At 59.9% G+C, this 25,958-nt stretch carries 24 protein-coding genes; 14 read left to right on the forward strand and 10 right to left on the reverse strand.

Annotation, left to right across the window (positions count from 1 at the left end; genetic code table 11):
• The 3 genes from E5K02_RS04565 (at nt 1) to E5K02_RS04575 (ending at nt 4,378) form a co-directional block, all read left to right on the forward strand.
• Nucleotides 1–546 (forward strand): hypothetical protein, encoded by a 546-nt coding sequence (locus E5K02_RS04565; protein ID WP_135392505.1) that lies wholly within the window; start codon nt 1–3, stop codon nt 544–546.
• A gap of 118 nt (nt 547–664) precedes the next feature.
• Nucleotides 665–2,608, forward strand: coding sequence for a KUP/HAK/KT family potassium transporter (locus tag E5K02_RS04570; protein WP_135392507.1), 1,944 nt, complete (start codon nt 665–667; stop codon nt 2,606–2,608).
• Between the two features lie 201 nt (nt 2,609–2,809).
• The gene (locus E5K02_RS04575) at nt 2,810–4,378 is read left to right on the forward strand and encodes a S8 family peptidase (RefSeq protein WP_135392509.1); all 1,569 of its coding nucleotides are present in this window, start codon (nt 2,810–2,812) and stop codon (nt 4,376–4,378) included.
• Between the two features lie 79 nt (nt 4,379–4,457).
• Here the strand turns inward: E5K02_RS04575 and E5K02_RS04580 are convergent, their stop codons facing one another.
• On the reverse strand, nt 4,458–6,257 hold the full coding sequence (locus E5K02_RS04580; protein ID WP_240737148.1) for a M61 family metallopeptidase: 1,800 nt from the start codon (nt 6,255–6,257) through the stop codon (nt 4,458–4,460).
• Nucleotides 6,258–6,503: 246 nt separating this feature from the next.
• On the opposite strand from E5K02_RS04580, the gene E5K02_RS04585 reads away from it, so the two are divergent.
• From E5K02_RS04585 to E5K02_RS04595, 3 genes are all read left to right on the forward strand, one after another.
• Nucleotides 6,504–7,178, forward strand: a complete 675-nt coding sequence (locus E5K02_RS04585; protein WP_167856281.1) for a C40 family peptidase — start codon at nt 6,504–6,506, stop codon at nt 7,176–7,178.
• Between the two features lie 702 nt (nt 7,179–7,880).
• Nucleotides 7,881–8,321, forward strand: a complete 441-nt coding sequence (locus tag E5K02_RS04590) for a DUF2147 domain-containing protein (RefSeq protein ID WP_135392513.1) — start codon at nt 7,881–7,883, stop codon at nt 8,319–8,321.
• Nucleotides 8,322–8,445: 124 nt separating this feature from the next.
• Nucleotides 8,446–8,886 carry a DUF2147 domain-containing protein gene (locus E5K02_RS04595; RefSeq protein WP_240737150.1) on the forward strand — a complete coding sequence of 147 codons (441 nt, stop codon included), beginning with the start codon at nt 8,446–8,448 and terminating at the stop codon, nt 8,884–8,886.
• A 6-nt stretch (nt 8,887–8,892) separates the two neighbouring features.
• Here E5K02_RS04595 and E5K02_RS04600 read toward each other — a convergent pair whose 3' ends face one another.
• Nucleotides 8,893–9,360: a hypothetical protein gene (locus E5K02_RS04600; RefSeq protein WP_135392515.1), complete on the reverse strand. Its 468-nt coding sequence runs from the start codon at nt 9,358–9,360 to the stop codon at nt 8,893–8,895.
• Nucleotides 9,361–9,477: 117 nt separating this feature from the next.
• On the opposite strand from E5K02_RS04600, the gene E5K02_RS04605 reads away from it, so the two are divergent.
• Entirely contained in the window at nt 9,478–10,107 is a 630-nt protein-coding gene (locus tag E5K02_RS04605; protein WP_135392517.1) for a hypothetical protein, read from the forward strand.
• A gap of 56 nt (nt 10,108–10,163) precedes the next feature.
• Here E5K02_RS04605 and E5K02_RS04610 read toward each other — a convergent pair whose 3' ends face one another.
• On the reverse strand, nt 10,164–12,170 hold the full coding sequence (locus tag E5K02_RS04610; RefSeq protein ID WP_135392519.1) for a M1 family aminopeptidase: 2,007 nt from the start codon (nt 12,168–12,170) through the stop codon (nt 10,164–10,166).
• Nucleotides 12,171–12,319: 149 nt separating this feature from the next.
• Between E5K02_RS04610 and E5K02_RS04615 the strand changes: the two genes are divergently transcribed.
• Nucleotides 12,320–14,518 carry a gliding motility-associated C-terminal domain-containing protein gene (locus tag E5K02_RS04615; RefSeq protein WP_135392521.1) on the forward strand — a complete coding sequence of 733 codons (2,199 nt, stop codon included), beginning with the start codon at nt 12,320–12,322 and terminating at the stop codon, nt 14,516–14,518.
• Nucleotides 14,519–14,589: 71 nt separating this feature from the next.
• Here E5K02_RS04615 and E5K02_RS04620 read toward each other — a convergent pair whose 3' ends face one another.
• The 3 genes from E5K02_RS04620 to E5K02_RS04630 all read right to left on the reverse strand — a co-directional run bounded on the left by E5K02_RS04620 (nt 14,590) and on the right by E5K02_RS04630 (nt 15,962).
• Nucleotides 14,590–15,237 carry a cytochrome c oxidase subunit 3 gene (locus E5K02_RS04620; RefSeq protein WP_240737152.1) on the reverse strand — a complete coding sequence of 216 codons (648 nt, stop codon included), beginning with the start codon at nt 15,235–15,237 and terminating at the stop codon, nt 14,590–14,592.
• A 136-nt stretch (nt 15,238–15,373) separates the two neighbouring features.
• The gene (locus tag E5K02_RS04625; protein WP_135392523.1) at nt 15,374–15,718 is read right to left on the reverse strand and encodes a hypothetical protein; all 345 of its coding nucleotides are present in this window, start codon (nt 15,716–15,718) and stop codon (nt 15,374–15,376) included.
• On the reverse strand, nt 15,711–15,962 hold the full coding sequence (locus tag E5K02_RS04630; protein ID WP_135392524.1) for a hypothetical protein: 252 nt from the start codon (nt 15,960–15,962) through the stop codon (nt 15,711–15,713). The genes E5K02_RS04625 and E5K02_RS04630 overlap by 8 nt, the downstream gene beginning before the upstream one ends.
• Before the next feature lie 208 nt (nt 15,963–16,170).
• Here E5K02_RS04630 and E5K02_RS04635 point away from each other — a divergent pair, with 208 nt between their 5' ends.
• From E5K02_RS04635 to E5K02_RS25455, 5 genes are all read left to right on the forward strand, one after another.
• Nucleotides 16,171–16,977 carry a TapB family protein gene (locus E5K02_RS04635; protein ID WP_135392526.1) on the forward strand — a complete coding sequence of 269 codons (807 nt, stop codon included), beginning with the start codon at nt 16,171–16,173 and terminating at the stop codon, nt 16,975–16,977.
• Between the two features lie 72 nt (nt 16,978–17,049).
• Nucleotides 17,050–17,565 (forward strand): DUF4920 domain-containing protein, encoded by a 516-nt coding sequence (locus E5K02_RS04640; RefSeq protein WP_135392528.1) that lies wholly within the window; start codon nt 17,050–17,052, stop codon nt 17,563–17,565.
• A gap of 180 nt (nt 17,566–17,745) precedes the next feature.
• Entirely contained in the window at nt 17,746–19,902 is a 2,157-nt protein-coding gene (ligA, locus tag E5K02_RS04645) for an NAD-dependent DNA ligase LigA (RefSeq protein WP_135392530.1), read from the forward strand.
• 170 nt (nt 19,903–20,072) lie between these two features.
• Entirely contained in the window at nt 20,073–20,519 is a 447-nt protein-coding gene (locus E5K02_RS04650) for a rhodanese-like domain-containing protein (RefSeq protein WP_135392532.1), read from the forward strand.
• A 5-nt stretch (nt 20,520–20,524) separates the two neighbouring features.
• Nucleotides 20,525–20,821, forward strand: coding sequence for a hypothetical protein (locus tag E5K02_RS25455; protein ID WP_167856282.1), 297 nt, complete (start codon nt 20,525–20,527; stop codon nt 20,819–20,821).
• Between the two features lie 83 nt (nt 20,822–20,904).
• Here the strand turns inward: E5K02_RS25455 and E5K02_RS04655 are convergent, their stop codons facing one another.
• Nucleotides 20,905–21,846 (reverse strand): polysaccharide deacetylase family protein, encoded by a 942-nt coding sequence (locus E5K02_RS04655; protein WP_135392534.1) that lies wholly within the window; start codon nt 21,844–21,846, stop codon nt 20,905–20,907.
• A 132-nt stretch (nt 21,847–21,978) separates the two neighbouring features.
• Between E5K02_RS04655 and dapA the strand changes: the two genes are divergently transcribed.
• Nucleotides 21,979–22,848, forward strand: coding sequence for a 4-hydroxy-tetrahydrodipicolinate synthase (gene dapA / locus E5K02_RS04660; protein ID WP_135392536.1), 870 nt, complete (start codon nt 21,979–21,981; stop codon nt 22,846–22,848).
• A 177-nt stretch (nt 22,849–23,025) separates the two neighbouring features.
• Here dapA and E5K02_RS04665 read toward each other — a convergent pair whose 3' ends face one another.
• The 3 genes from E5K02_RS04665 to E5K02_RS04675 form a co-directional block, all read right to left on the reverse strand.
• On the reverse strand, nt 23,026–23,760 hold the full coding sequence (locus E5K02_RS04665) for a (Fe-S)-binding protein (RefSeq protein WP_135392538.1): 735 nt from the start codon (nt 23,758–23,760) through the stop codon (nt 23,026–23,028).
• Between the two features lie 166 nt (nt 23,761–23,926).
• A complete protein-coding gene (locus E5K02_RS04670) occupies nt 23,927–24,775 on the reverse strand; it encodes a hydroxymethylglutaryl-CoA lyase (protein WP_135392540.1) in 849 nt (282 codons plus the stop codon).
• 81 nt (nt 24,776–24,856) lie between these two features.
• Nucleotides 24,857–25,828 (reverse strand): hypothetical protein, encoded by a 972-nt coding sequence (locus E5K02_RS04675; protein WP_135392542.1) that lies wholly within the window; start codon nt 25,826–25,828, stop codon nt 24,857–24,859.
• Nucleotides 25,829–25,958 lie beyond the last annotated feature (130 nt).

Consider the following 25,958-nt stretch of genomic DNA (forward strand, 5'->3'; position numbering starts at 1 on the left):
ATGCCCGCTACCGAAGAATTACCGGCCGAACCGCTACCGGAGCCGGCCACCGTGCCTGCTTCAGCTCCTCTGCCTCCTCCCCCGCCAACGCTACGCAGCGAGAATGGCCGCGTGGAACTTACGGCTGACAGCCTGGTGGTGAATGAGCAGCGCTATTCTTTACTGGAACTGGAGGGGGTAGAAGTGCAGCCGGTACGCTGGCTGCTGTGGTTTATGCTCGGCGGACTCGTTCTGGCTGGTTTCACGCTGGCCTTTTTGCAGAACTGGGTGCGCACCATGCCCGCCATGGCCGGTATGGCTCTTGGCGCCCTGATTTTGGCCTACGGCAACCGCGGTGCCAACCGTCTGCGCCTTCACCGGCTGGGGCGCGAGGCCGCCTACTATTCCTTTTCTGGTCCCCCGGAGCCTTGGCTTAAGCTCGCCGCTGAAACCAACCGCCGCATTCGCCAGCGCCACGATGAAGCCGCCGCCCAGGCCGCTGCCCTCCTGCAAGCTGAAACGGATGCAGCCCAAGCGGCCGCCAGCCAACCTTCCCCCCCTTCTTAACATCCCAACCAAGGGCCCGACGAGTTGGCGCAAACGAAACTTCATCCTTGGTTTAGTCTGATACCCCTACATTTGCCCACTTTTATTTCAAGGTAAGCTTCCCCTTTTTCTTCCTCTCATGGACGCCAAACATCGGCATACCGCCATTTCAACTGCGGGTTTACTGATTGCCTTAGGTATTATATACGGTGATATCGGAACCTCTCCGCTCTACGTAATGAAGGCCATTGTGCCCGAACTCATCGACCCGCGGCTGGTATTAGGGGGCATTTCCTGCGTGCTCTGGACGCTAACGTTACAAACGACCGTTAAATACGTTATCCTGACCCTAAACGCGGACAACAACGGAGAAGGCGGCATTTTCTCCCTCTACGCCTTAGTGCGACGCCGGGCGGCCTGGCTGACGGTGCCTGCCATTATCGGGGGCGCCGCCCTACTGGCCGATGGGGTAATAACTCCCCCGATTTCGGTTTCCTCGGCCATCGAAGGTCTGAAGCAGGTGTATCCGCATCTGAGTCAGGATATCATTGTGTACATCGTTATTGCCATCATTGCCGCGCTGTTTTTTCTGCAAAGCTTTGGCACCCAGATTGTCGGTAAGGCCTTCGGGCCCATCATGCTGTTGTGGTTCAGCATGCTGGGCGTGCTGGGCGTCAGCTGGATTGTGCAGAATCCGACGATTCTGAAGGCTGTCAACCCCTACTATGCCTACGAACTGCTGGTGCACTACCCCGGCGGGTTCTGGCTGCTGGGCGCCGTGTTTCTGTGCACCACCGGAGCCGAGGCCCTGTACTCCGACCTGGGCCACTGCGGCAAAGGCAACATTCGCATTAGCTGGGTTTTCGTCAAAACTTGCTTGGTGCTCAATTACTTCGGGCAAGGCGCCTGGCTGCTCACCAACCAGGGCCAGCAGCTCAACGGCCGCAACCCGTTCTATGAGCTTATGCCCGACTGGTTTCTGCTCATTGGCATCGGCATTGCCACCATTGCCGCCATCATTGCCTCGCAGGCCCTTATTACGGGCTCGTTTACGCTGGTAGCCGAGGCTATCCGCCTCAATATGTGGCCGAAGGTGAAGCTGAACTATCCCACCGACGTGAAGGGCCAGCTCTACGTGCCCAGCATGAACCGCCTGCTGCTGCTGGGCTGCATCGGGGTAGTGCTTTACTTCCGGGAGTCATCCAACATGGAAGCTGCCTACGGCCTGGCTATTACCCTGACCATGCTGATGACTACGCTGCTGCTCACGGTGTGGCTGCGCACCAAGCGCGTGCCACTGGTTGTCGTCGTACTCTTTGCCGCGGTCTACGGCCTGATTGAAGGCTCGTTTCTGGTAGCTAACCTGATTAAATTTCCCCACGGCGGCTGGGTGTCGCTGGCTATCGGCTCGACACTGATTGGGGTGATGTACGTGTGGCTGCGGGCCTACTACATCAAGCGCCGCCTCACGGAATTCGTCAAGATTGACCCCTACATGGATGCTCTTAAAGAGCTTAGCAACGACGAATCGGTGCCAAAGTATGCGACTCACCTGGTGTTTATGACCTCGGCCGAGCGGGCTTCCGAAATTGAATCCAAGATCATCTACTCCATCTTCCAGAAGCGCCCCAAGCGGGCCGACATTTACTGGTTTGTGCACGTGGATACCACCGACGAACCGTATACGATGGAGTATAAGGTGGTGGAGCTGGCCCCCGACGATGCCTTCCGCATTACCTTCCGCCTGGGCTTCCGGGTGGAGCAGCGCATCAACCTATACTTCCGCAAAGTGGTGGAGGACCTGGTGCGCAACCGCGAAGTGGACATTACCTCCCGCTACGAATCCCTGAGCAAGCAGCACGTTACCGGCGACTTCCGCTTCGTGGTGCTGGAGAAGTTCTTATCGGTGGAAAACGACTTCCCCGTAATGGAAAAGCTGGTGATGCAGGCATATTTCTACATCAAGCAGTTCATTGCCTCGGAAGACAAGTATTTCGGCCTGGACACCTCTTCGGTGAAAGTAGAAAAGGTACCCCTGGTAATCACCCCGGTGCGCGACGTGGCCCTGAAACGGGTGATGTAAGAACCTTGGCTGAACGGTCACCGTGTTCAGCTCTGCAAAAAAGCTCTGCTCTTGACGAGCGGGGCTTTTTTGCTTTTGGCGGCTGGCGAACTACGAGCTTACGGGTAAAAAAGTTATGCTAGCAGCATATTGTATTTCATCTATGTTTTCGCTCCATTCGCTTACTACTCTGTTCTTTCCAACCCAAACACCCACGAACGTATGCGTACCACTACCCTTGCCGCCGCGCTCTGCGCGGCGCTGCTGGCGGGCTGTCAGCAGCAGGAAGCCCAGGACCAGCTGCTGCCCCAGCCGGCTGAAAATCCCACAGAAGCGCTTAGCGCCCAGCAGCTTGATGAGCAGATTCTGACCAAGCTGCAGCAGAATGGTGTCTTCGACTGGAATCAGGCCACGCCCCATTTCGTCTGGAGCGCCCTCACCCGGTCCGACTACGTGCTGTCGGTGGGTTACCGGCCCGCAGGCGGCAGCTTGGAGTTCCCGGCCGATGCCGCCGACCCGGCCTGGCAGGCGGCCCGCCAGCAAGTGCTGGAGCTGATTCTGAGTGAGGAGCGCAAAACCCGGCCCGAGCTTACCCTGCAAGAGCTGCTAGCCTACCCGGACAATGTGCTACCCGTGCTGGACGTTACCGTGCGCGAGCTAAGTACTATTCAGAAGCTGCGGGCCTCCAATCTGGTGCGCTACGCCGAGCCTATCGGCTATGAACCCAACCGCCCTACGGCCAGCAAAGGGGCCGCCGCGCTGAGCAGCAGCGGCTGCGGCAGCAATACGGCCACGGCCGGCCTCGTAGCGGGCTCCGACTACACCACGCTTAGCAACGGCAGCAAATCGAGCTGGAACCAGGCCGACCAGTACCACGGCATTCGGGCCAGTTGGAGCCAGAGCACTGGTCAGGGCATCAAGATTGTCATCATTGATTCGGGCTCGTCCGATGCGCAGGAAAACCTGGGCGCGGCCTACAACCAGGGCCTCAGCAGCGGGCGCACAATTGAGCGGCTCGTGACCCTGCCCCGCAATTCCATCTTCGGCATTCCCTACGGCGACGCGGAAACCCCCAACGACGGCTGCGGCCACGGCACGAGTATGGCCGGCGCCGCGGCGGCTCCTCGGGGCACCGACGGCGCCGCGGTGGGCGTGGCCTATAATGCCAACCTGATTACCATTCGGGCCTCGGAAGACGTGTTCATCGACGGTAGCCGGGAAGTAAAGGGCGTCTCGGATGCGTATATTCTGGCCGGTAACCGGGCCGACGTGCGCGTTATCAGCATGAGCATGGGCCGGCTAACCAGCTCTTCGCAAATGACCGATGCCATTCGCTACGCCTACGGCAAGGGCAAGCTCATCTTCTGCGCCGCCGGCACTTCCTTCGACTGGTCGGCGGGTTGGGTTGGGGTTATCTATCCGGCCTCCCTGCCGGAAGCCGTGGCCGTAACGGGCATGAAAGACAACCTCACTGCCCCCACCCGCTGCGACGAGTGCCACACCGGCTCCGACGTGGAATTTACGGTAGTAATGCAGCGCACCAGCAACGACCGGCGGCCCCTATCCTTGGCCATGAGCGGCGACGCCCCCAGCACCGTGGGCGGCTCGTCGGTAGCCACGGCCAGCATGGCCGGCATGGCCGCGGTGGTCTGGTCGCGCTACCCCACCGAAAGCCGGGCCCAGATTATGAGCCGCTTGGTGGCCAGCAGCAGCAACCGCGCTGCCCGCAGCAGCAGCTTTGGCTGGGGCCGGGTGAATGTGGCGGCGGCAGTTGGCGCACTGCCGTTGTAGCAATAGCGGCGCAGCAACAAAAAGGCCGCGAAGCAAGTGCTTCGCGGCCTTTTCTAGTTCTACTGAGTAAGGAACTGCCCTATTTGGTACGCAGCCACTTCGTAAAGACGGTTTGCTGGGCCGCCGTGGGGCTTGGCAGCTTCTCGATGCGGTAGCGCTGGTTGGCCCCGGCCAGCAGCGGGAAGGTTATTTCCTTGAGCTGCCCGTCGCGCGAAACGAGCATAGCAACCTGCGTACCAGCGGGTACGCCGCCCAGAAGCTTGTTGGGATCATCGGTCAGGCGGGCACCGTTGATGGCCAGAATCTCGTCGGCCACGTTCAGGCCGCCTTGCCAGGCACTGCCGTTGCGCAGCACGCTGGTCACGGTAAACTTGCCTCCAGCGGTGCTCACATTGGCTCCCAGGGTGGCATCGGTGGTAACGGGCGTGGTCGTGAGCGTCAGCCCAGCGTAGCCCAGGGCCGTGGCGTAGGGCAGGGTTTCGGTGCCGTACACGTTCTTGCGGAAGAAGTCGTCGAAGCGGCGGCCGGCTACTTTGGCTACGGCATCCTGGTACTCATCGTCGGTGAAGCCCCGGCCCAGCTGCTTGTAGTACCGGTCGTAGAGGTAGCGCATCACGTCGTCGAGGCTTTTCTGGCCCTTGGTTTCGTTGATGATCATCAGATCGAGCACGGCCCCGATTACCTCGCCTTTGTCGTAGTAGCTGATGCCGGTATTGACGGAGTTTTCGTTGGGCCGGTAATATTTGATCCAGGCGTCGAAGCTCGACTCGGCGGCCGACTGCAGCTTGTTGCCGGGCGTATTCTCGACCCGCCCAATGCCGTTGCTCAAGTCAGCCAGGTAGCCGTCGGGCGTCACAAAGCCAGCCCGTTGCACAATCAGGTTGCTGAAGTACTCCGTGCCTCCCTCGCTCACCCAGAGCATGCGGGTGTAGTTCTCCTCGTCGTAATTGAACGGGCCCAAGGCCACCGGACGAATGCGCTTCACATTCCAGAGGTGGAAGTACTCGTGAGCTACCAGCCCCAGGAAGCCCTTCCAACCGGCTTCCGAGCTATAGGCATTGCGCGAAACCGACAGCGTGGTCGAAAACAGGTGCTCCAGGCCCCCGGTGCCCCGGTCGATGTTGTGAATGATAAATACGTAGCGGTCCAGTGGGTTCTGGCCTACCACGCGCTGGGCTTCCTCGCAGGTACGCTTCATATCCGACAGCAGCCGGTTCTCGTCGTAGCTGGGGTTGCCAAACATGGCAATGGTGTGGGGCGTGCCGTTCACGTCGAAGCTGAGCACCTTGTGGGTCCCGATTTCGATGGGGGAGTCGGCCAGTTCATCGTAGTTGGCCGAGCGGAAGGTGAACGGCTGCCCGGTCGGCTTCAGGCTGGTCGTTACCTGGGTCCAGCCCGGGGCGGGCTGCACCGTCAGGGTGCTGGGCAGCTGCTGCCCGTCGGCCGGGTACATAAACACGCTCGTGCCGTTGAGGTAGCCATGGGCGGCATCCAGAAAGCTGGTGCGCACGCTTAGCTCGAAGGCGTACACCCGGTAGCGCACCGTAAAGTCTTTCGACTTGGGGTGGTATACCCGCCAGGTATTTTTGGTGATTTTCTCCGTGCGCAGGGTTTCGTTGCCGGCTTTGGCCTCGAAACCTTCCACGTGTTTGGCAAATTCCCGCACCAAATACGAGCCGGGGGCCCACACGGGCATTTTTACGTCGGTGTACTGCTTGTTAAAGCCCCCCAACGCCATTTCGACTTCAAAATAGTGAGTCTGCGGGGCCGGCATCGACAGGGTGTAGCGCAGGGTGGAAGCTGCCAGAGCCGGGCTAAACTGACTCAGCAGCACTACCGCGGCCACGGCCAGCAGCCGGCGGAAATAAGAATGCGTCATAAGGGAAAGAGAGTGAGAAGGGAAAGGAAACGGTGCGGCAGGCGCCACCACCCCGACACGAAAAACGGACCGGGGTTGCAAGATACTGGTGAAAACAAACCGGCCCCAGCCGTTTTCCCAGCTCCTACCCGAAAATAGGGAGGAACCCGCACCGAAGCTCCTCCGTTAGGACTGTACCCACGCCATTCTTCTCGGGGTTTCGTTTATTAGCACATGCGCTACGTCTGGTTAACCTTTCTTCTCCTGGTGGCAGGAATTTCGGGCTACTTCGCCTGGCAACGGTTTGGTAAGCAACCCGGTCCCAACCGCGTAGCCGTAGTCTACCGCCTGCCGGCCCGGCCCGTGGCCGATACCACGCCGGGCACGTTGGAACCGGTGGCTACTCCCCTGGACCTGCCCCAGGCCGATAGCCTCATCATCTTTGCCATGCAGCAGCTGGGCTCCCCGTATACATACGCGGGCACCACTCCCACCGGGGGCTTCGACTGCTCGGGCTTTTTGATGTATGTGTATGGGCGTTTCGGCGTTTCGGTACCGCATTCCACGGCCTTACTCATCAATACCGGCCGCGCCGTGCCCCGGGAGCAGGCCCGCCGCGGCGACATGGTCATCTTCACCGGCACGGCTGCCACCTCGACCACGCCAGGCCATGCGGGCATCATTGTTTCCGACCCGGGCCAGCCGTTGCGCTTTATTCACTCCTCCTCGGCCCGCCGCGAGTCAGGGGTCAAAATCAGCCAGGTGGAAGGCACCGACTACGAGCGGCGCTTTATGGGTATCCGGCGGGTACTGGGCGTAGCGCCCCTGGCGACGGAAAATCAGGCCGCGGGTAAGACCAGCGCCAACACAAAAGGCGTCGTCACCGCGCCCGGCGCTTCGGCGACGAAGGTAAAAACCAAGGTCAAACGCGCTTCACACTAGGCTAGTGCCAGAATTCGGTATCAAAACAAAAGCCCGTGGCCTGCTTATAAGGCAGCCACGGGCTTTTGTTTTTACCAGATCAGGTATAAAAAACGATACCCGGCCGCCTATGCAAAACCTCCAGGGAGGCTGCTGGGCGAACCGGGTATCTAATCCTTCAAATCTTACCAAGCGACGAGTCTGGGGTACAGCCCCGTCATCCTTTGAGTAAGACCTTGCCAGAATGCGGGAACCCGCCCTGAAGGGCGAACAAAGGTTCCGCGCGAAAGCTGTTGTTAAGCGCGTCCGGCGGTGAAGCGGACTACATTCGACAGGCTTGGCAGGATTTGTTTGGGACTACTAGACATTTTGTACCTCCTTTCTTTAGATCCGACATCCCCCATCGGCGCTACTCAGCACCTTAGAGCTGCTTAGATGGGGTCGTAGCACTCACTACTGGCAGTTAAAGTAAAAAGCCGCGGGGATGGTTCAAAACCCAAACGCCTTTTTTTAGCGGCTTTGCGAATGTTTTTAGCCATACGACTGACCATCAGTACCTTTTTCTGCTAAATAATTTTGAAATATTTCCCCCGGGGGAGCAATAGCAGAGTTGGCCTCAAACTTGTAATTCACCTCCGCAACTGAAAAAACTTACGCATGCAGCGTATTTCGGAGTTTTCTCCTATCTTTTTCCCGTCATTATCCCTCTCACCCCTGTTTCCCATGAAAAAAACCTTGTTCCTCTGTCTGGCGCTCCTGCTGAGCTTAACGGGCATTGCTTCGGCCCAGAAACTTTCGCCCCTTGGTATCTGGACCAATGAAGAGAAAAAGGCCACGTTTGAAATCTACCAGCAGGGCGACAAGCTCTACGGTAAGATTGTTTCGCTGACGGTGCCCAACGACCCGGCTACCGGCAAGCCCAAGCTCGACACGCAGAACCCCGACCCCAAGCTGCGTAACCGGCCGCGTCTGGGCCTGGTCTTCATGAAAGACTTCAAGAAGGATAGCGAGAATAAGTGGGACGACGGTACCATTTATAATCCGGAAGATGGCAAGACGTACTCTTGCTACATGAAGGTTCTGAATGCCAACACGATGGAAGTAAAAGGCTATATCGGCTTTTCCCTAATCGGCAAATCCCAGACCTGGACGCGGGTTAAATAGCCCCGGGCTAAGGCCTTAATCAACAAGCGACGCTCCGAACTGGGGCGTCGCTTTTTTTGTGCTACCTTCCTAACGGAAACCTTCACCGCCCCGCTCTGGTTTAGGCTGTCCACTACCACCCACCTTGAAAACATTCCTACTTAGCTTTCTGCTGTTGCTGGCCAGCTCTTTCGGAGCGCGGGCTCAGACTGCCGTTCCCCTGGGCGTGTGGGCGGATGACACGGGCGAGTCTCACATCGAAATTTACCGGTGCGGAGACATGCTCTGCGGCCGCCTAGTGTGGCTCAAAGAAGCGGCAGACACTTCAAACGGCCGGCCCAAAGCCGATGTGCACAATCCGGACCCCGACAAGCGGACCCAGCCGCTGCAGAATATGCCGGTGCTACAGGGCCTGCGGTATAATGCCAGCTCCGACCGGTGGGAAGACGGGCAGATTTACGACCCCAGCAATGGGCACACCTATTCCTGCTACGTGAGCTTAGTAAACAAAGACAAGCTGGAAGTAAAAGGCTATATCGGCTTTCCCATCGTGGGCCGCTCCCACTACTGGGCTCGGGTGCGGTAAGACGGGCTAAAACACCTCTTCAATGTGGTAATGCTTGCCCCGAAAATTAAACGTTTCGCCTACCCGGCTAGTAGCCATGGCCTGAAAAAGGGGCGAAAAAGCGGAAATAGCAAAATAGGGCTCCCCATCTACCTTGATTTCTCCCAGGCTGACAGAAATATAGAACCGCTGGGAATCAGTGACTACGACGGTGCCGACGCCGGGCTGATCCTTAGGGCAACGAGCCTCGGGCACACGCTGCAAGGCCTGCAACCCCGTCAGGGCTTCGTCGAGCTGGCGGGCAAATAAGTCGCGCTGAATTTGGCAGGCCTCCCGGAAAGACTCAAACTTATCCTCTATCGCACCCTGGCTTTCTGTGGCGCTTTCCTGCGCGTCGAGCATGGCCTGACGGGCATTGTCGGCCTTCTGCTGCTGCACCCGCCGACATTCGGCTAGCAGGCGCTGCTTAAGAACGGTACGTTGTTTGGTAGTCATAGGGTAGCGGTAGAGTAGAGTAGAACGAGAAAGACCCAGCAGAAAAGGCCAGGGCTGCAAGTCCTCTAAAAACTATTTACTGGCCCTGGTGTTTTTGCTCAAACTGACTCCCATCCCTTGCTACCTTTTTTAAAGAAGATATTCTCCCGCTCCTCCGCCTCGGAGGCGACCAGCTGGCAGCCCCTGGCGCGCACGTCGGCGCAGCAGCGGGCCCACCAGCACTGGGTCGAGCAGCAGGTGTATCTGAACTGGATGGGGCCCTATTTCAAAGCGTATCACTTCCAGAAAACTGGTGTGTGCGCCAAGCAGCTGCGCGTGCAGCTGCTGAAGGAAGAAGGTCGGCAAGGGGCATTGTTTTTTTATGACCCCAGCATCGGGCCCGGCAACTTCCGGCACTTATTCGACTTCATTCGGGACCAGGTCCTAAGTCAGGGCTATAATGCGTCGGTATCTGACAAGCGGCTGGTGAAGCATGAGCGCTACACCGAATCCATCGAGAAGCATTTTCTCAAGCCCAGGCCCCACGACTGCACGGCTACGGGCCGTTGCAATCAGCGCTTTGGCAACGTAACAGTCGACTTGGTCAGCATTAACGGGCAGCCGGGCTTCATCCGGTTTTTTGCCAACCCTTACCAGGATACAATCTTTACCCCGGCCGCTTCCTTCGACGATTTGATGGAAACCATTTTCAACCTGCCGCCCGCTCCGCCCGAAGTTCAGAAACGCATCAAAGAGTATTATAAATAACAAGAAAGCCCCACCGTAGATCCGGCGGGGCTTTTTTTGCAAGGTTTTCAGGCTGGTTACTCGCGCACAAAGCGGGCAAAAAACGTGTCTCCCTCCGGCGTAGTAATTCGCAGGTGGTAGAGCCCGGCCGTTAGGGTTCGGGTAACGAGCTGGCTGTGGCTTGCGCCTACCGTCTGGCGCAGCACTACCCGGCCCGTAGCATCCGTTACTTCCGCCTGGGCCGTGCGCATGGTCAGATTGGCGAGTTGCAGCACCTCCTGGCAAGGGTTGGGGTACACCGCCAGGGCCGCCATGCTGGCCGCATTCTTCGTCGACAGTGCATTGTCGCGCACGACGGTACCGGCCCCATTGAGAATCCACTGGTCCGGGTCGACCTGAATACTGGTGACGGTGCCGTTCAGGGGCAGGCTGAACGAGGTTTCGGCCTGGCTCTGGCGCAGCCGCACCGTTTGGCTGGTGCCGTTGCTGTAGTTTATTCTGTAGTCCAGCTCCGTGTCGAAGAAAGGCGTTGCCGCACCCATCGATACCGTTTCGGTGGTTCGCAGATACAAGGTGTTGCCCACTTGGTTCCAGCGGACGTTGAAGGTGGGGTAGCCTTCGCCCAGTACCCACTGCCGGAAAAAAGTATCGAGGGAACGGCCGGCCTCCGCTTCAAAGACCCGCTGCATATCAATGGTACGGGCCGTGCCGCCGGCGTAGCGGGTTTGGTAGGTGCGCAGGGCCCGGAAGAACTTCGTGTCGTCGTTGAGCAGGTAGCGCAGCATATGCACTACGGCAGCCCCTTTCTTGTAGCTCAGCCGAAAGTTGAAGATCCGGCCGACGTTCGTAGTATCGGGCACAATCAGGCTGCCGCCCGGGCTCTGCATGCTGGTGGCGTGGGCGTTGTCCATCCAGGTGCGGGCACTGGCCGGGGTCGAAAAGGCATTCAGGGAAATGTATTCGCCGTAGGAGGCAAAGCTTTCGTTGAGCCAGATATCCCGCCAGGAGGCGCAGGTAACATTATCGCCAAACCACTGGTGAAACAGCTCGTGGGCCGTGAGCGTGAAGGTAAACCCATCCTGCGTGGTCATGGTCTGATGCTCCATGCCGCCGCCAATGGGGGCCATGGAATGGCCGTACTTCTCTTTAGAAAATGGGTAAAGTCCCACCAGATTCGAGAAGTTCTCGATAAAGCCCGGGGTACGGTCCATCTCGGCCCGGTAGAAATTCAGAGCCGCTTGGTTGTAGACGTAGTTGACGATGGGCATGCGGAGGCCGCCGGGGAGGTTGACGTAGTTCGTGTACTCCACATAAGGAGCCACGGCCACCGAAATGAGGTAGTAATCAATCGGGTAGCGCGACTTCCACTCGTAGCGGCTCTTGCTGTTGGGCAGGGCCGTCACCCGCTCCAGCACCCCGTTGGAACCCACCTTGTTGATGTTGCTCGTCGTGACCCACACGTCGGAGGAATCGGCTTTGTCGGTCAGTACTTGCTTGCAGGGCCACCACTCGTAGGCGTTGAAGGGCTCACTCAGGCTCCAGGTGATGCTGGTAGCGCCAAACTCGGAATCAACGTCGGTATCGAGGGCATTGCCAATGGCGGCCGAGCTGCCGTTGGGCGCCGTACCCCGGTAATAAATGTAGGCATTGAACAACGCATTGGCCGCCGCGGGCTGGGCCAGCCGCACGGTCACGTCGCCGGCGGCGCGGCGGGTGCCCACGGCTTTCTTGCCATCGACCACCACCGAGTCGATAATAAAACTGGGGTAGAGCTCAAACGCCAGCGAGTCGAGGGCCTGGGCCCCGTTGCGGGCCTGCATACGCACCGACCCGCCCACATTGCGCGAGTTGTTTTCCAGGGCAATGTCGAGCTTATAGTACTTCACGTCGTAGCGCTCCATCTTCTGGCGGTGCCGCACCGTGGTAGCCGGCTGGCGCAGCGCCGCCGCTTCGTGGCGGTGGGCGCAGCTCAGGGCCGCGGTGCCATCCAGGTCGGCGGGCAAGGCCCGGTAAGTTGGTATCTGAGCCTGAGCGGCCCCGGCCAGCAGTGCGCTGGTCAGCAACGAGTAAAGAATACGGCGCATACGAAAGGAAATTAGATACGACTAAAGCCACCCTGCGGCCACTTCAGCCAAGGATGCTAAGATACGGACCGGGCTGCAAACACGGGATTTTGGGCTGGTCTGCCGAGCAGAGGTTTTGTATCTTTCCCAAGTAATCATTCCCTTCCCGCATGTCGCGAATTTTACACGTCATTTTCCTGCCTCTACTCCTGCTGCTGCTGAGCGGACGGGCGCAGGCCACCCATATCGTGGGCGGCGAGCTGGACTTGCAGTACCAGTCGGGCAGTCGTTACCAGATCAATCTGAACCTGTACTTCGACGCTATATACGGCAACCCCGGAGCATTGGACAACTCCCTGGTGGTGAGCATTTTTGAAAAGGGCACCAACCGCCGGATGCAGAACCTCACGCTGCCTTTGGTAACCAATACCACGGTGGCCTATTCCGATATTGCCTGCACCCGGCCGATTCTGGGTACCCGCCGCATTGCCTACTCCGGCCAGATCGACTTGCCGGCCAGTCAGTACGCCAACCCCGCGGGCTACTACGCCGCCGTGGAGCGCTGCTGCCGCAACAACAACATTCGCAACATCCGCAACCCCGGCGACGCCGGCCAGACCTACTACCTGGAGTTTCCGGCCGTCGTCCGCGACGGTAAGCCCTTTATTAATTCCACGCCCCGGGTTTTCCCGCCCCTGAGCGACTATGCCTGCCGGGGCGAGCTATTTTACTTCGATTTTGGGGGCAAGGATACCGACGGGGACTCCCTGGTATATGAGCTGTCGACGCCGCTGAACGGGCACTCGAGCACCAACGTCCCCAAGCCGGCCGAGGCGGCCCCCCAGCCCTACAGCCTGGTGCAATGGACGCCGGGTTTGAATGTGCTCAACCAGATACCCGGTACGCCTTCCCTCACCGTAGACGGGCGGACGGGCCGGTTGCAGGTGCGCCCCAGCCAGCTGGGGTTATTCGTATTTGGAGTGAAATGCTCGGAGTACCGCAAGGGCCAGAAAATCAGCGAAGTGCGCCGCGACTTTCAACTCCTGGTGGAAGACTGCCCCCAAAATGCCAAGCCCAAGGTGAATGTGCAGCTTCCCGGGACCAACAAGTTTTACGAGTCCGGTAAGGACGTGCTGCGGCTGGAGCCGGGTCAAAGCCGTTGCCTGAAGTTGCGCTTTACCGATCCGGACCCCAATTCCAAGCTGACCTTATCCTACAACCCGGTCAACTTCTCGGCCCCGCTGCCGGCCATTTCCATCACGCAGGGAGTGGTCCGGACGCCGGGTTCCCCCGACACGCTCGTTTCCCAGCTCTGCTTCCCCAACTGCCTCGATACGAAGGGGAAAGTTTATCTGCTGGACGTAATTGTGGCCGACAACGGCTGCAGCCTGCCCAAGCGCGACACGGTACGGGTAGCCTTTATGGGCGTTCCTGACCCCAATTCCCCGCCTCTTGTTGCCACCACGGCCGGGCCCGGGCTGCCCCTGCGCGTACGCATCGGCGACCTGGTCACGTTTCAGGTCACGGGCCGGGACCCCGACGCCGACCCCGTAACGCTGAGCATGACGGGGCGGGGATTTACGCCGGCCAGTGTGGGCGCTACCCTGGTACAAAACTCCACGGGCGGGCAGGTGAGCGGCACCTTCACCTGGCGAGTCCCGTGTCCGCCTACCGACAAATTTTTCTACGAGTTTGACTTTGGGGCCGCCGCCACGACCTGCTCCGAAGCCCAGGCCGCGGCCCCCCTGCTGGTGCCCATTCAGATTGATTACACCAATGCCCCACCCACCCTCACCACCAGTGATGATGTAACCGTGGTGCGGCGCCAGTTGGGGGAAAGCTTTACCATGAGCCTGGAAGGGCTGGATACCGACCAGGATATGCTCACGATGACGGCCAGCGTGGCGGGCATGGATTTAGCCGCGGCGGGCATGCGCTTCACGCCGCAAAATGGCCCGGGCCGGGCTACGGGCTTGTTTGAATGGATACCCAACTGCGAGGTGGCCGCCCGCGACCAGACGGAGGTCACCTTCCGGCTGCAGGAAACTACCTGTAAGCCCGTGCCGAAAACCCACACGCTGCGCTTTGAGGTAGAACGCCCGGTGGCGCCGGATTTTCTGCCGGCCAACATCTTCACCCCCAACAACGACAAGGTGCACGACTTCTTCGAGCTGCCCAACCTGCCGCCCGACTTTTGCGACTCGCGCTTAGCCGATATCAAAATATTCAGCCGCTGGGGCAATCTGGTGTACCGGACCACCAACCGCACTTTTAAATGGGACGGTGGGGGCTTGCCGGCCGGGGTGTACTTCCTGCTAATTGAATACACGGATAAGACCTACAAAGGCACCGTTACCATTGCCCCCTAGGGTATTGGCGCCCCCAAAAAAGCCCCGGCTCGAAGTACGAGCCGGGGCTTTTTTGGGCTGGGTGCTCACTGCTAATACAAAAACAGAAAGACGGCAAACAGGGCCACCCAGAGAGCATCTATAAAATGCCAGTAAATATTAAGCATCCGCAACTGCCGGTGGCGGTAAGGGTCGCGGATAAATACCAATGACCGTACCGCATCCCGTGAGGCGTGCAGGGTCCGCAACATCAGGGCCAGCAGAAAGAGCATGCCCCCCAGCAAGTGGGCTACGTGCAGGGCAGAAATCAGGTAGATGTAGGTTCCGCTGGCTTCCCCGACAAAAAAGACGCCTTGGTTCATCAGTTCCCGCCAGCCCAGCACCTGCAGGCCGGCAAAGATGCTACCCAGCAGCAGGGTAGCCCCCAAGCACCGCGTGAGGTTGCGCATGTCGTCGGTGCGGTAGATGCGCTGGGCCTGGCTCAGGGTATAGCTGCTAATGAGCAAAACGACGGTGCTCAGGGAGAAATAACGCGGCAATGGGTGAATACCGGTACCTCCCCCGTTTAGGGAACGGGTTTGGATGTAGGCTGCCACCAGGATTACGAACATGACCGTGATGCCCACCATGCCCAGGTACAGGAGCATTAGCAAGGGGGGCACCCGCTCGATGCGAGTAAAGGCCGAGGGTGGCCGACCGGCGCCTACTTTATCTTTACGTTCTTTGTCAGAATTCATCATCGGGGGAAGAGGGAGCAGCGTACGTTCTGGAAACCAATCCAAGAGCCATAAGTTCCGTTCTCGACCTTGCCGACGGCGCTAGTGGCTATTTAAACAAGATACGTAAAATACTATTCGCCGGCCGGCCTTATTCAGCTTATTTCCCCCCGAAAAATGACCCGATTTTTCCCAGCACCGCGTTGAGCGTAATCTTAGCCGTGCGGCCGGCGCCGAAGGTGACGTAGGTCTTGCCGGCCACCCGCAGGTCTAGGATCAGGCCGAGCTGCCGGGCCAGGTCGTTGAGTTGCTGCATGGGGTCGGGCCCGGGCGCGGATTTCTCTTTTTTCTGGCCGGGTGGCTTGGGCGGACCGCTGGTAAGTTTGTCGAGGACGCGCTGGCTGGGCAGGTTCACAATCAGGTAGGAGCCCGAGCCCGCAATCTGAATGTCGTCCCCGTCCAGGGTCACGACCAGGCGCGCCTCAATGTCGAGGCCCCTAGCCAAGGGGCTCCGACTTGGCCGGTGGCAACTGGGGCGAAGCTGCGCCGGGGTTTTCGCCCCGGGTCCGGATGCGCAACGAGCCGTTCAGGCGCCAGGTGGTGGGCGTGGCCGCGGGATTTTGCGCGTTGGGCACCTGCAGCTCCATTTGGTCGAACGCCAGGCTTAGCTCAACGCCACCCGAAAGCTTGGATAATAAAGAAGCGGCCGTGTCGGCCCAGCTGCCAGATGATTGAGAAGAATCAGCCATGGGAAGAAAGGATAAGGAAAGTGAAAAACAGATACCTGGCAAACGTGGCCCGGCGGCGCAAGTTACAGGCTCGGGGGCTGCCGCGCCAGCCTGCCCGAGCTGAGCGGTGGTTTGGCAGACTGTTTGCCCAGCAGGCCTTCTACATCCAAATAGCCCGGCCTGCGTATGTTGCCCAGGCTGCGCGCCCTACCGTTCACCTTCCTACGCTATGTTTCTCCTGCCTTCTTCCCGTCTTTTGTACGCTATTGTGCTTGCGCAGCTCCCCTTGCATGTTGCCCAGGCCCAAGTTGCCCAGCAACCTACCGACAGTGTACCGGCCTCGGCCAGCCCGGCTGCTACCGGCATCGACTGCCACCACCCCTTCGGGCTGACCGACAACAACGAGCGGGTGTACCGCCTTACCGATTCGGATAACAAACCCTCCGGGGAAGTCCGCATGCGCGTGGTGAGCTTAAGCTCGGAGATGAACAAGAAGAAAACCGTAGAAACCCACAAGGTGCTGCTCAAGAGCGGACTTTACGACACGAAAAGCCGCCTGCTGAACATGCAGGACCTCACGTTTTCCTGCCGCCAGGACACCAGCTTTATCGACGGCATGAGCGAGTTCAAGCCCGAAAGCATCCGCTCGTTCCGGGACCGGAAGCTGGAGTATGCCCCCGTAGCTCTGGCCTGGCCCCACCAGCCCAAGGTCGGCTCGCAACTGCCGGCCGGGGGCAGCCAGGTACAGGTCAGCAGCTCGGTGGTGGATATTGCCAAGGTCAGCAGCTTTGTGCGCAAGCGGAAGGTAGTCAGTGGCCCCGCCCCCGTAACCACCCCGGCCGGCACCTTTTCCTGCTACAAAATCGAGTCGGAACACGAAGATGCTACCCAGGCCCGCAAGGACATGGTGATGCGCTCCACCTACAAAGTGGTAGACTATTACTCGCCCTCCATGGGCATTGTGAAAACCGAGGTGTACGACAAAAAAGGCAAGCTCAGCCAGACCCGGATCCTGGCCAGTGCCAAAAGCCAGTAACGCACTGAGCTTCGATGAAAACCAGTATTTTTAGGGGCCGAAACTTCGGCCCCTCTTTTTTGCCCCGTCCCTATGCTCCTGCTCCCTAAATCCTTCTGGCTGGCCGCTGGCCTGGCCACCCTGGCAGCCTGCCAGTCGTCGCCTTCTACCACTGAAGCAACTACTCCGGACGTAGCGGCGGCCGCGCCGGCCCTTACGGGCAAGACCTTCGGGGCGGCCATTACTGCCGACGGGGCGCGCCCCATGAGTGAGCTGCGCCAGGTGCTGGGCCAGCAGGATTCGGCCCAGGTAAAGCTGGTCGGCACCGCCGACGCGGTCTGCCAGGCCAAGGGCTGCTGGCTGACGATGACTACAGCCGACGGCAAGCCGATGCGGGTGCGGTTCAAGGACTACGCTTTCTTCGTGCCCAAGGACATCAGCGGTAAAACGGTGGTGGTCAATGGCTGGGCCCACCGCGAAGTAGTACCCGTGGCCGATTTGCAGCACTACGCCAAGGATGCCGGCAAATCGGCGAAGGAAGTGGCCGCCATTACCCAGCCCGAAGAGCAGCTCAACTTCGAGGCCGACGGGGTGCTGGTAGCCCAGTAAGCAGCATCGCCCTAGCAACCTAAGGAACAAGGCCCTCCGCGTGAGGGCCTTTGTTTTTTACAGGGCCAAGCAAAATCAGGTGGCCAAAACCGGGGACGGCCGCGTATTTTTAGCCGGCTGAATCGTTGTTACTTCCCCCCTACGGTTCTCTTCCACCTCCCGGTTCAGCTTCCCAAACGTATGTCCGATACCACCGCCATTCAGGAGAAAATAACGGCCCTTACCGAGCGGCTGCACTACCTCAACCACCAGTATTACCAGCAAGACATTTCGGAAGTATCCGACCAGGAGTTTGACCAGCTGCTGGCGGACCTGCAGGAGCTCGAAAAGCAGTACCCGGAGCTGGCCTTGCCCAACTCCCCTACCCAGCGCGTGGGCGGTACCATCACCAAGCAATTTCCGACGGCCCTGCACAAGTACCCCATGCTGAGCCTGGGCAACACCTACTCCGAGGCCGACCTGCGCGACTTCGACGAGCGGGTGCGCCGGGGCCTGGAAGGGGCCGAGTTTGCCTACGTCTGCGAAATGAAGTTCGACGGCGTGGCCATGAGCCTGACCTACGAAAACGGCCAGCTGACCCAGGGTGTGACCCGCGGCGACGGTACCCGCGGCGACGTGGTAACCAACAACGTACGCACCATCAAGAATCTGCCCCTGCACCTGCGCCCGGCCCCCAACCAGCCGGCCGAGTTTGAGGTGCGCGGGGAGATTTTTATGCCCCTGGGCGTGTTCGACGATCTTAATAAGGAACGGGAACAAAACGGCGAAGCTCTGCTGGCCAACCCGCGCAACGCGGCCAGCGGCACGCTGAAGCTCCAAGACTCGGCTTTGGTAGCGGCCCGCCGCCTGCGCTTTTTTGCCTACAGCTTTCTGAGCCCCGGCCGGGGCGTGTTTCACACCCACAGCGCCTCTTTGGAAGCCTTGAAGGCCTGGGGCCTGCCGGTTTCCGACACCTGGCGCCGGTGCCATTCCATTGAGGAGGTGCTGGACTTTATTCACCACTGGGAGAAAAAACGCTTCGAGCTGCCCGTCGCCACCGACGGCATCGTGATTAAAGTGGACGACTTCCGGCAGCAGGAAGTGTTGGGCTTCACGTCCAAGAGCCCGCGCTGGGCCATTGCCTACAAGTACCCGGCCGAGGCCGCCCGCACCCGCCTCAACAGCATTCAGTACCAGGTGGGCCGCACCGGGGCCGTGACGCCGGTAGCCATGCTTACCCCGGTTCCGTTGGCCGGCACGGTAGTGAAGCGCGCTTCGGTGCACAACGCCAACCAGATTGCCGCCCTCGATTTGCGCCTCGGCGACCTGGTGTTCGTGGAGAAAGGCGGGGAAATTATTCCCAAAATAACCGGTGTGGACCTCTCGGCCCGGCCCGAGGACAGCCAACCGATTCAGTACCCGACCGAGTGCCCCGCCTGCGGCACGCCGCTGATCCGGCCCGAGGGCGAAGCCCATTTCCGCTGCCCTAACGACACGGGGTGCGCCCCCCAACTCAAGGCCAAGCTGGAGCACTACGTAAGCCGTAAGGCCCTGAACATCGACGGGCTGGGGGCCGAAACCGTGGGCCGCTTCTTCGACCTGGGCCTGGTACGCACCCCAGCCGACATCTACGACCTCTCAACCGAGAAGCTCACGGGGTTGGAGCGCCTGGGCGAAAAATCGATTCAGAACCTGCTCAATGGCGTGGAAGCCAGCAAGCAGGTGCCTTTCGACCGGGTTCTGTTCGGCCTGGGCATCCGGTACGTGGGCGAAACCGTGGCCGAAAAGCTGGCCGCGCACTACCGCAGCATGGACGCCATCCTGCAGGCCTCGGCTACCGATATGGCCGCTGTGCCCGAAGTCGGCAATGTCATTGCCGTTAACCTGGCCGCCTGGACGCAGGACGAAAGCAACCGCCAGATTGTGGAGCGCCTGCGGGCCGCCGGGGTGCAACTGGCCCTAACGGGCGAAGCACCCAAGGCCGTCAGCGACCGGCTGGCGGGACTCACCTTCGTGCTGTCGGGCGTATTTGAGCAGCACAGCCGCGAAGAGCTCCAGCAGCTGATCGTGCAGAACGGGGGCAAAATCACGGGCTCCATCAGCAAAAAACTCAGCTACCTGGTAGCCGGCGACAAAATGGGGCCCGCCAAGCGCGAAAAGGCCACCGAGCTGAAAGTGCCCATCATTACGGAAACCGATTTGCTGGCCATGATTCCGACGGAGACGCAGGCGGAAGATGAAGAAGAAATTTTAGCTCCCCAAAACCTCGATTCCAGCGCCGAAACGGCTTCCGAGCAGACTTTTCCGGCACCTAAATCCACTGCAAACGATTTAGGTCAGCAAGGTTCCTTATTTTAGCGGCTGAAACCACTGTTCCGGTGGTAATTGGTCTCAACCGTGAGCCGGACCGCGCCTTGCTGCAAGCCGGTCTATTCCCACCCCGGCTCACGGTTGTACCGCCCCTTGGGTGGGGCACTTTTTCGCCCCACGGCTGTTCTTAGTCAGCCTCTCCCTCTTTTGCTCAGCCTATGATTCGCTCCGCCTATTGCGTGGCCGTGCTCAGCGCGTTGCTGAGTGCTCCGTCGGTCCTGGCCCAAACTGCCGCTTCCGCCAGCACCTCGTTGCCGGCCCCCAGCTTCAATGGCCAGCAACCAGCGGCGCCCGCCTTGCCCATTACCCCGGCCACCGAAGCCAAGAAGCTGCTGAAGAAGCGCAACGTAGTCGTGCTCGACGTGCGCACACCGGAGGAATATGCCACCGGCCATCTGCAGGGCGCCCAGAACCTGAACTTCCGGGACCCGAACTTCCCCACCCTGCTAGCCGGCCTCGACACCACTCAAACCTACGTGCTCTACTGCGCCTCCGGCAACCGCAGCGGCAAAGCCGCCGGGCTGTTGCAGGAAAAAGGATTTCGTAAGCTGGTAAATGCTGGAGCCTATAAAGACCTGAAAGCGGCGGGGGTGAAGACCGAGTAGATCTGATGGCGCAGTTTGTTTCCAGTAGATGGGTTGGCAACCGCTGGCCCAGCATCGAGATTGAGCCTGTCGAGACTTTTATGTTTCAGTGCCTGCTCGCTCACTTAGCGGCCATGTACCATTTTCCTCTACCGCCGTTAATCGACATTCTGGACGGCTACGTAACGGATTTTAAACTACTAGGCTCGGATGCCACCCTTCGTCTTGACAACTGGAGCTTATCTTTGGCCTGCACGAGTGAAGCCGTTCGGGACCAGATATTGACAGAACTTCAAGCATTGCCGCCTGATTTCTTTGGCTAATTTCAAACAAGAAGTCCCAACGCCGGCGCCGGCGTTGGGACTTCTTGTTTAAGACGAAGCTGTTCTTCGCCCGCTTCAACTTACTAGAAGCTCTGCACGATGCTGTTGTGCAGGGTCCGGGGTTTCCAGTAGCCGCTGGCAATGATGCGGCGGATGGTGAAGAGCGGGTCCTGCTGGTCGCGCTTCTCGGCTAGGATAAAGGCCGCTACCATGCCGCGCTGCTTCAGCTGCGGGATGGCTTCGGGGTTCCAGAGGCCGAAGGGGTAGGCAAAATACTTGATTTCCTTGCCCGTGATTTCCTCCAGGGTCTTGGTGGGCTTTTCAATCTGGGTTACCCAGTCTTCACCCTGGTACTTCTTCACGTTGTGGTGGTCCCAGGTGTGGGAGCCGATAACGTTACCCTCGTCGGAAAGCTGCTTTACCTGGGCCTTGCTCATGTAGTTGGGGCGGCCCAGGCTCACGGTCATCACGAAGTAAACAGCCTTGTAGCCGTACTTGTCGAGCGTAGGCTTGGCGACGGTGAACTGGTCGAGGTCGGTGTCGTCGAAGGTGAGCATGATGGGCTTGCTCGGCAGCTTGGCGCCCGTGGTTAGGTAGGCGTAGAGCTGGTCGGGCAGAATGGTGTGGTAGCCCGAGTCGGCCAGCATCTTAATCTGGTCCTTGAACTGCTGCACCGGAACGATGTAGTCCTTAGCGCCTTTGGAGTCTTTGGCGCGCCAGTCCCGGATCTGGTGGTAGCACAGAATCGGCACCTGGGGACGGGCCGTGATGGTGGCTGCGTCGGCAATTTTGCTGGCCGGAATGCTGCTCGGGTCGGGGGCCGGGGTGGCGTTGGCCTCGTCGGTAGCCGTAGCCGTAGTGCCCGACATGGCGGCGGCCGTGGCGGCCGAATCGGAGGCTATGGCTTCAGCCGTGGGGCTGCCGGCTTCGGAGGCTGTGGCAGGCTTGGTGTCGCAGGCGGTGAGAAATGAGCTGGCTGCCAGGGCTGCGGCGGCCGCAAAAAGCGGGGTACGGAACAAAATCATTGGGTGAATTGCGGCGGCACACGGCCAGACCCGGTACTTTTGGGGAGAAAATGCCGGAAGCCGACCTTGACCAAGAGCATTGTATCTTCGCCGCGGACCTTCCAAGTCACAAAACAACAGCTAATTCCCCGCATGGACAAACTTCGCGGCACGGGCGTTGCGCTCATCACGCCCTTCACCCCCGCCCCCGACCACGCCGTCGACTACCCCGCCCTGCGTCGCCTGCTCGATTTCAACATCGACGGTGGCGTGGAATACCTCGTTATCAACGGCACCACGGCCGAGTCGCCCACGACGACGGCCGAGGAAAAAGCCGAAATCTTGCGGGTCGTGAAAGAACATGTAGCGGGCCGCGTACCCCTCGTGTACGGCATCGGCGGCAACGACACGGCCGGCCTCGAAACCCTGCTGCGCACCACCGATTTGACGGGCATCACGGCCATTCTCTCCGCCAGCCCGGCGTATAACAAGCCCAGCCAGCAGGGCATCATCCAGCACTACCTGCGCCTGGCCGACCTGAGCCCGCTGCCCATCCTGCTCTACAACGTGCCCGGCCGCACCAGTTCCAACCTGACGGCCGAAACCACGCTGCGCCTGGCCCAGCACCCCAACATCATCGGCATCAAGGAAGCCAGCGGCAACCTGGAGCAGTGCATGGCCATAGCCGCCCGCCGACCCGAGGGCTTCCTGCTCATCAGCGGCGACGATATGCTCACGACGCCCATGATTTCCTTCGGGGCCGAGGGCGTTATCAGCGTATTGGGCAATGCCTACCCCAAGCGCATGAGCGACATGACCCGCCTGGCCCTGGCCGGCGACTACGCCGCGGCTACCAAGCTACTGTTCGAGTTTCTGCCCCTGAACCCGCTGATGTACGAGGAAGCTAATCCCGTGGGTATCAAAGCCGTGCTGGAAGCGCTGGGCCTGTGCTCCCCCGCCGCCCGCCTGCCCCTGCTCGAAGCCACCGAAGGCCTGAAGCAGCGGATTCAGAAGCTGCTGTAGTTTTTCGTGTCCTTGCAAGGAGGTACGACGAAGCAATCCGTCCTCTGCGAAGTACACCCCGACCTTAAACCCAAAGCCCCTTACTACGCTTGTAGTGAGGGGCTTTTCACGTTAGAACACTCAGCACAGTTCAGAGGACGGATTGCCACAGCCTTCGGCCTCGCAAGGACACTGCTTCTACCACCCACTGGCCAGCACATCAGCCACATGCATGGTTTTGATGGGCTTTTTCTCACGGCGGATGTAGGCGTCCAGGTGCATCAGGCAGCTCGTGTCGGTGCTGATGAGGTAGTCGGCGCCGGTGGCCAGGGCGTGCTCCACTTTCTGCTCGGCCATGGCAACGGAAATGGCTTCGAATTTCACGGCAAAGGTGCCACCGAAGCCGCAGCAGGTTTCGGTTTCGGCCATTTCCAGGCGCTCCAGGCCCTGCACGGCGTCGAGCAGCTGGCGCGGGGCCTCCCGGATGCCGCACTCCCGCAGGGCCGAGCAGGAGTCGTGGTAGGTGTACTTGCCCGGCAGCTGGGCCCCTTTGATAGAGGACACGCCCAGCACATCCACAATGAATTCAGTCATTTCGAAGATGCGGCGCTGCACGCTGTGGTACTGCTTCTGCTCGGGCGTATTCTCGAAGAGTTCGGCGTAGGTATTGCGCACCATGCCCACGCAGGAAGCCGACGGACTCACGATGTAGCGGCCCGTGTCGGAGGGAAAATCGTGCAGGAACTTGGTGGCCACCGAGCAGCTTTCGGCTTTGTAACCCGCGTTGTAGGCTGGTTGCCCGCAGCAGGTTTGGTTGCCGTTGTAGTGCACCGCGCAGCCCAGCTTTTCCAGCACCTTCACCATGTTCATGGCCGTGTCGGGAAAGAGCTGATCCACGAAGCAGGGAATAAACAAGTCGACGGCAGTAGGCATGGCGTGTGGTTTAGCAGGGAGGATATCGACGCACATTTGCGTCAGAATCGTTGCGACGTCCGAAAGGAACAGCCTTGATTCTTCAACGATGAGACGCAAATATGCGGCGCTACCTCCAAAGTAGCCAGGAAAGAGCAAGGCACAAGCTCAACAAACTGACCTAGTGTCAAAAATGAAACACGGAGCCGGCTGCCTGCCAAGCCTGCGTAAAGGCCTTGGGGTCGAGGCCGGTTTCCTGCCCAATTTCAGCAAAGTAAGCCACCAGGTTTTCCGTGGGCATGTTGCCGGTCAGCTGGTCGGCGGCCATGGGGCAGCCCCCGATGCCGCCCAGGGCCCCGTCGAAGCGGCGGCAGCCGGCCGTGTAGGCCGCGGCCACTTTCTCGCGCCAGGTGCTGGGCGTGGTGTGCAGGTGGGCGCCAAATTCAATATTGGGAAAGGCCGGAATGAGCTGACGAAACAGCGGCTCGATGGTAGCCGCCGACGAAGCCCCGATGGTGTCGGACAGGGCCACGATGCGCACATCCATATCGGCTAGCGTCTGGGTGAACTCAGCCACGGTTTCGGGGCTCCACGGGTCGCCGTAAGGGTTGCCGAAGCCCATCGACAGGTAGGTGACCAGAGTTTTGCCGGCTTTCTCGCAGAGGTTCTGCATGGCGTTCAGCTCGGCCAGGGCTTCGGGAATGGTCTTGTTGGTGTTGCGCAGCTGGAAGGTTTCGGACACCGACAGCGGAAAGCCGATATACTGAATTTCGGGGAAGCTGACCGCCGTTTCGGCCCCGCGCAGGTTGGCCACAATGGCCAGCAGCTTGGTGCGGGTCTGGCTCAGGTCGAGGCCGGCCAGCACTTCAGCCGTGTCGCGCAGCTGCGGAATGGCTTTCGGGGAGACGAACGAGCCGAAGTCGAGTGTGTCGAAACCCACGCGCAGCAGGGCGTTGAGGTAGCTGGTTTTGGTAGCGGTAGGAATAAACTCGGTCAGGCCCTGCATGGCGTCGCGGGGGCATTCGATGAGCTTCATAGAGGTGGCGGGTTGGGTGGGTGAGGAAGGCAAAGGTAAGCGCCCACCCGATAACGGCTAACTCCGCTCAATGGATCTGGCCTAGAGGATGCCTAACCGCCCGCCGCGCACATCCAGAATCAGGGTACGGGTTACGAAGGGGGCGTTGCCCAACATCCCGCCCATGCCCGAAAAGCGCATCAGCATTTCCTCCGTAAAGCGGGTGCCTTCAATGTGGGTTACGGTGCCGAGCGGCACGGCGGCCGTGCCCACCTGCAGGGCCGCCGGGGTAGCCACGGTATAAGAAGTCAGTGTTCGGCCCAGCGAGTTGACCGACGCCACTTGCACCGGAGCGGCCGGTCGGGCCAGGGCTTCGAAATTGTCTTTGCTGGTCAGCAAGGCGAAGGCACTGCTGCCGGAGTCGAACAACAGCTGCCGCGACTGTCCTTCCACAGTGGCCGTGAACTGCACGCGGCGCTCGGCGAAGGACAGCGGCGTGAAGGCAGCCTGCTGGGCCAGGCCGGCCGGCAACCTATCGTGGAGACCAAACTGCTGGCGGGCGTAGTCGAGTACCAGGGCCCGGCCATCGAGCACATCGGCGCCCAGCGTGCCGATGATAAAGGGGCGGGTGGTGTCGGCCGGCACTCCGCTGGCACCGTACTGAATGACCCGGAGGCGGCGGGCCAGGATGCGGCCTTGCCCCAGCGGAAACGACAGGTTGTGGAGCGTATCGTTCTGCACGGGCAGCGCGGCCTGGGTGGCGGGGTAGCGCGTGCGCAGCGCCGCCAGCGACTTGCCATAGAAGAGAGAAGTCGGGGCGCCGGTATCGAACTGCACGTAGCAGGTGCGGGGGCAGCCGGGCAGCCGAACCGGGAGCAGAATAGCCGCGTGCGCCGTCACGGGTTTGGTGGTGCTGTCGGCCAGCCACACAAACGAACTGGTAGCGGGCAGCCCTGTCACGACCAGCTGATTGGCGGGGGCCTGGAATTTTTTACGGAAATAAAAATAGCCGCCGACGCTGCTCAGCGCAAAGAAGGCCAGGATAGAAAGCAGGACTTTGTAGATGGTTTTCATAACGCACTGGTTGGGGTTCGTTGATGGCTCAAAACTACCCGCTGCCCCTACCCGGCCGTGCGTCATTTAGGCGTCATTTCCCCGCCACTTGATTTATATATTTATTAGTCAACCACTTACTCATAAGCCC

The sequence above is a fragment of the Hymenobacter metallicola genome, assembly GCF_004745645.1.
Classification (GTDB): domain Bacteria; phylum Bacteroidota; class Bacteroidia; order Cytophagales; family Hymenobacteraceae; genus Hymenobacter; species Hymenobacter metallicola.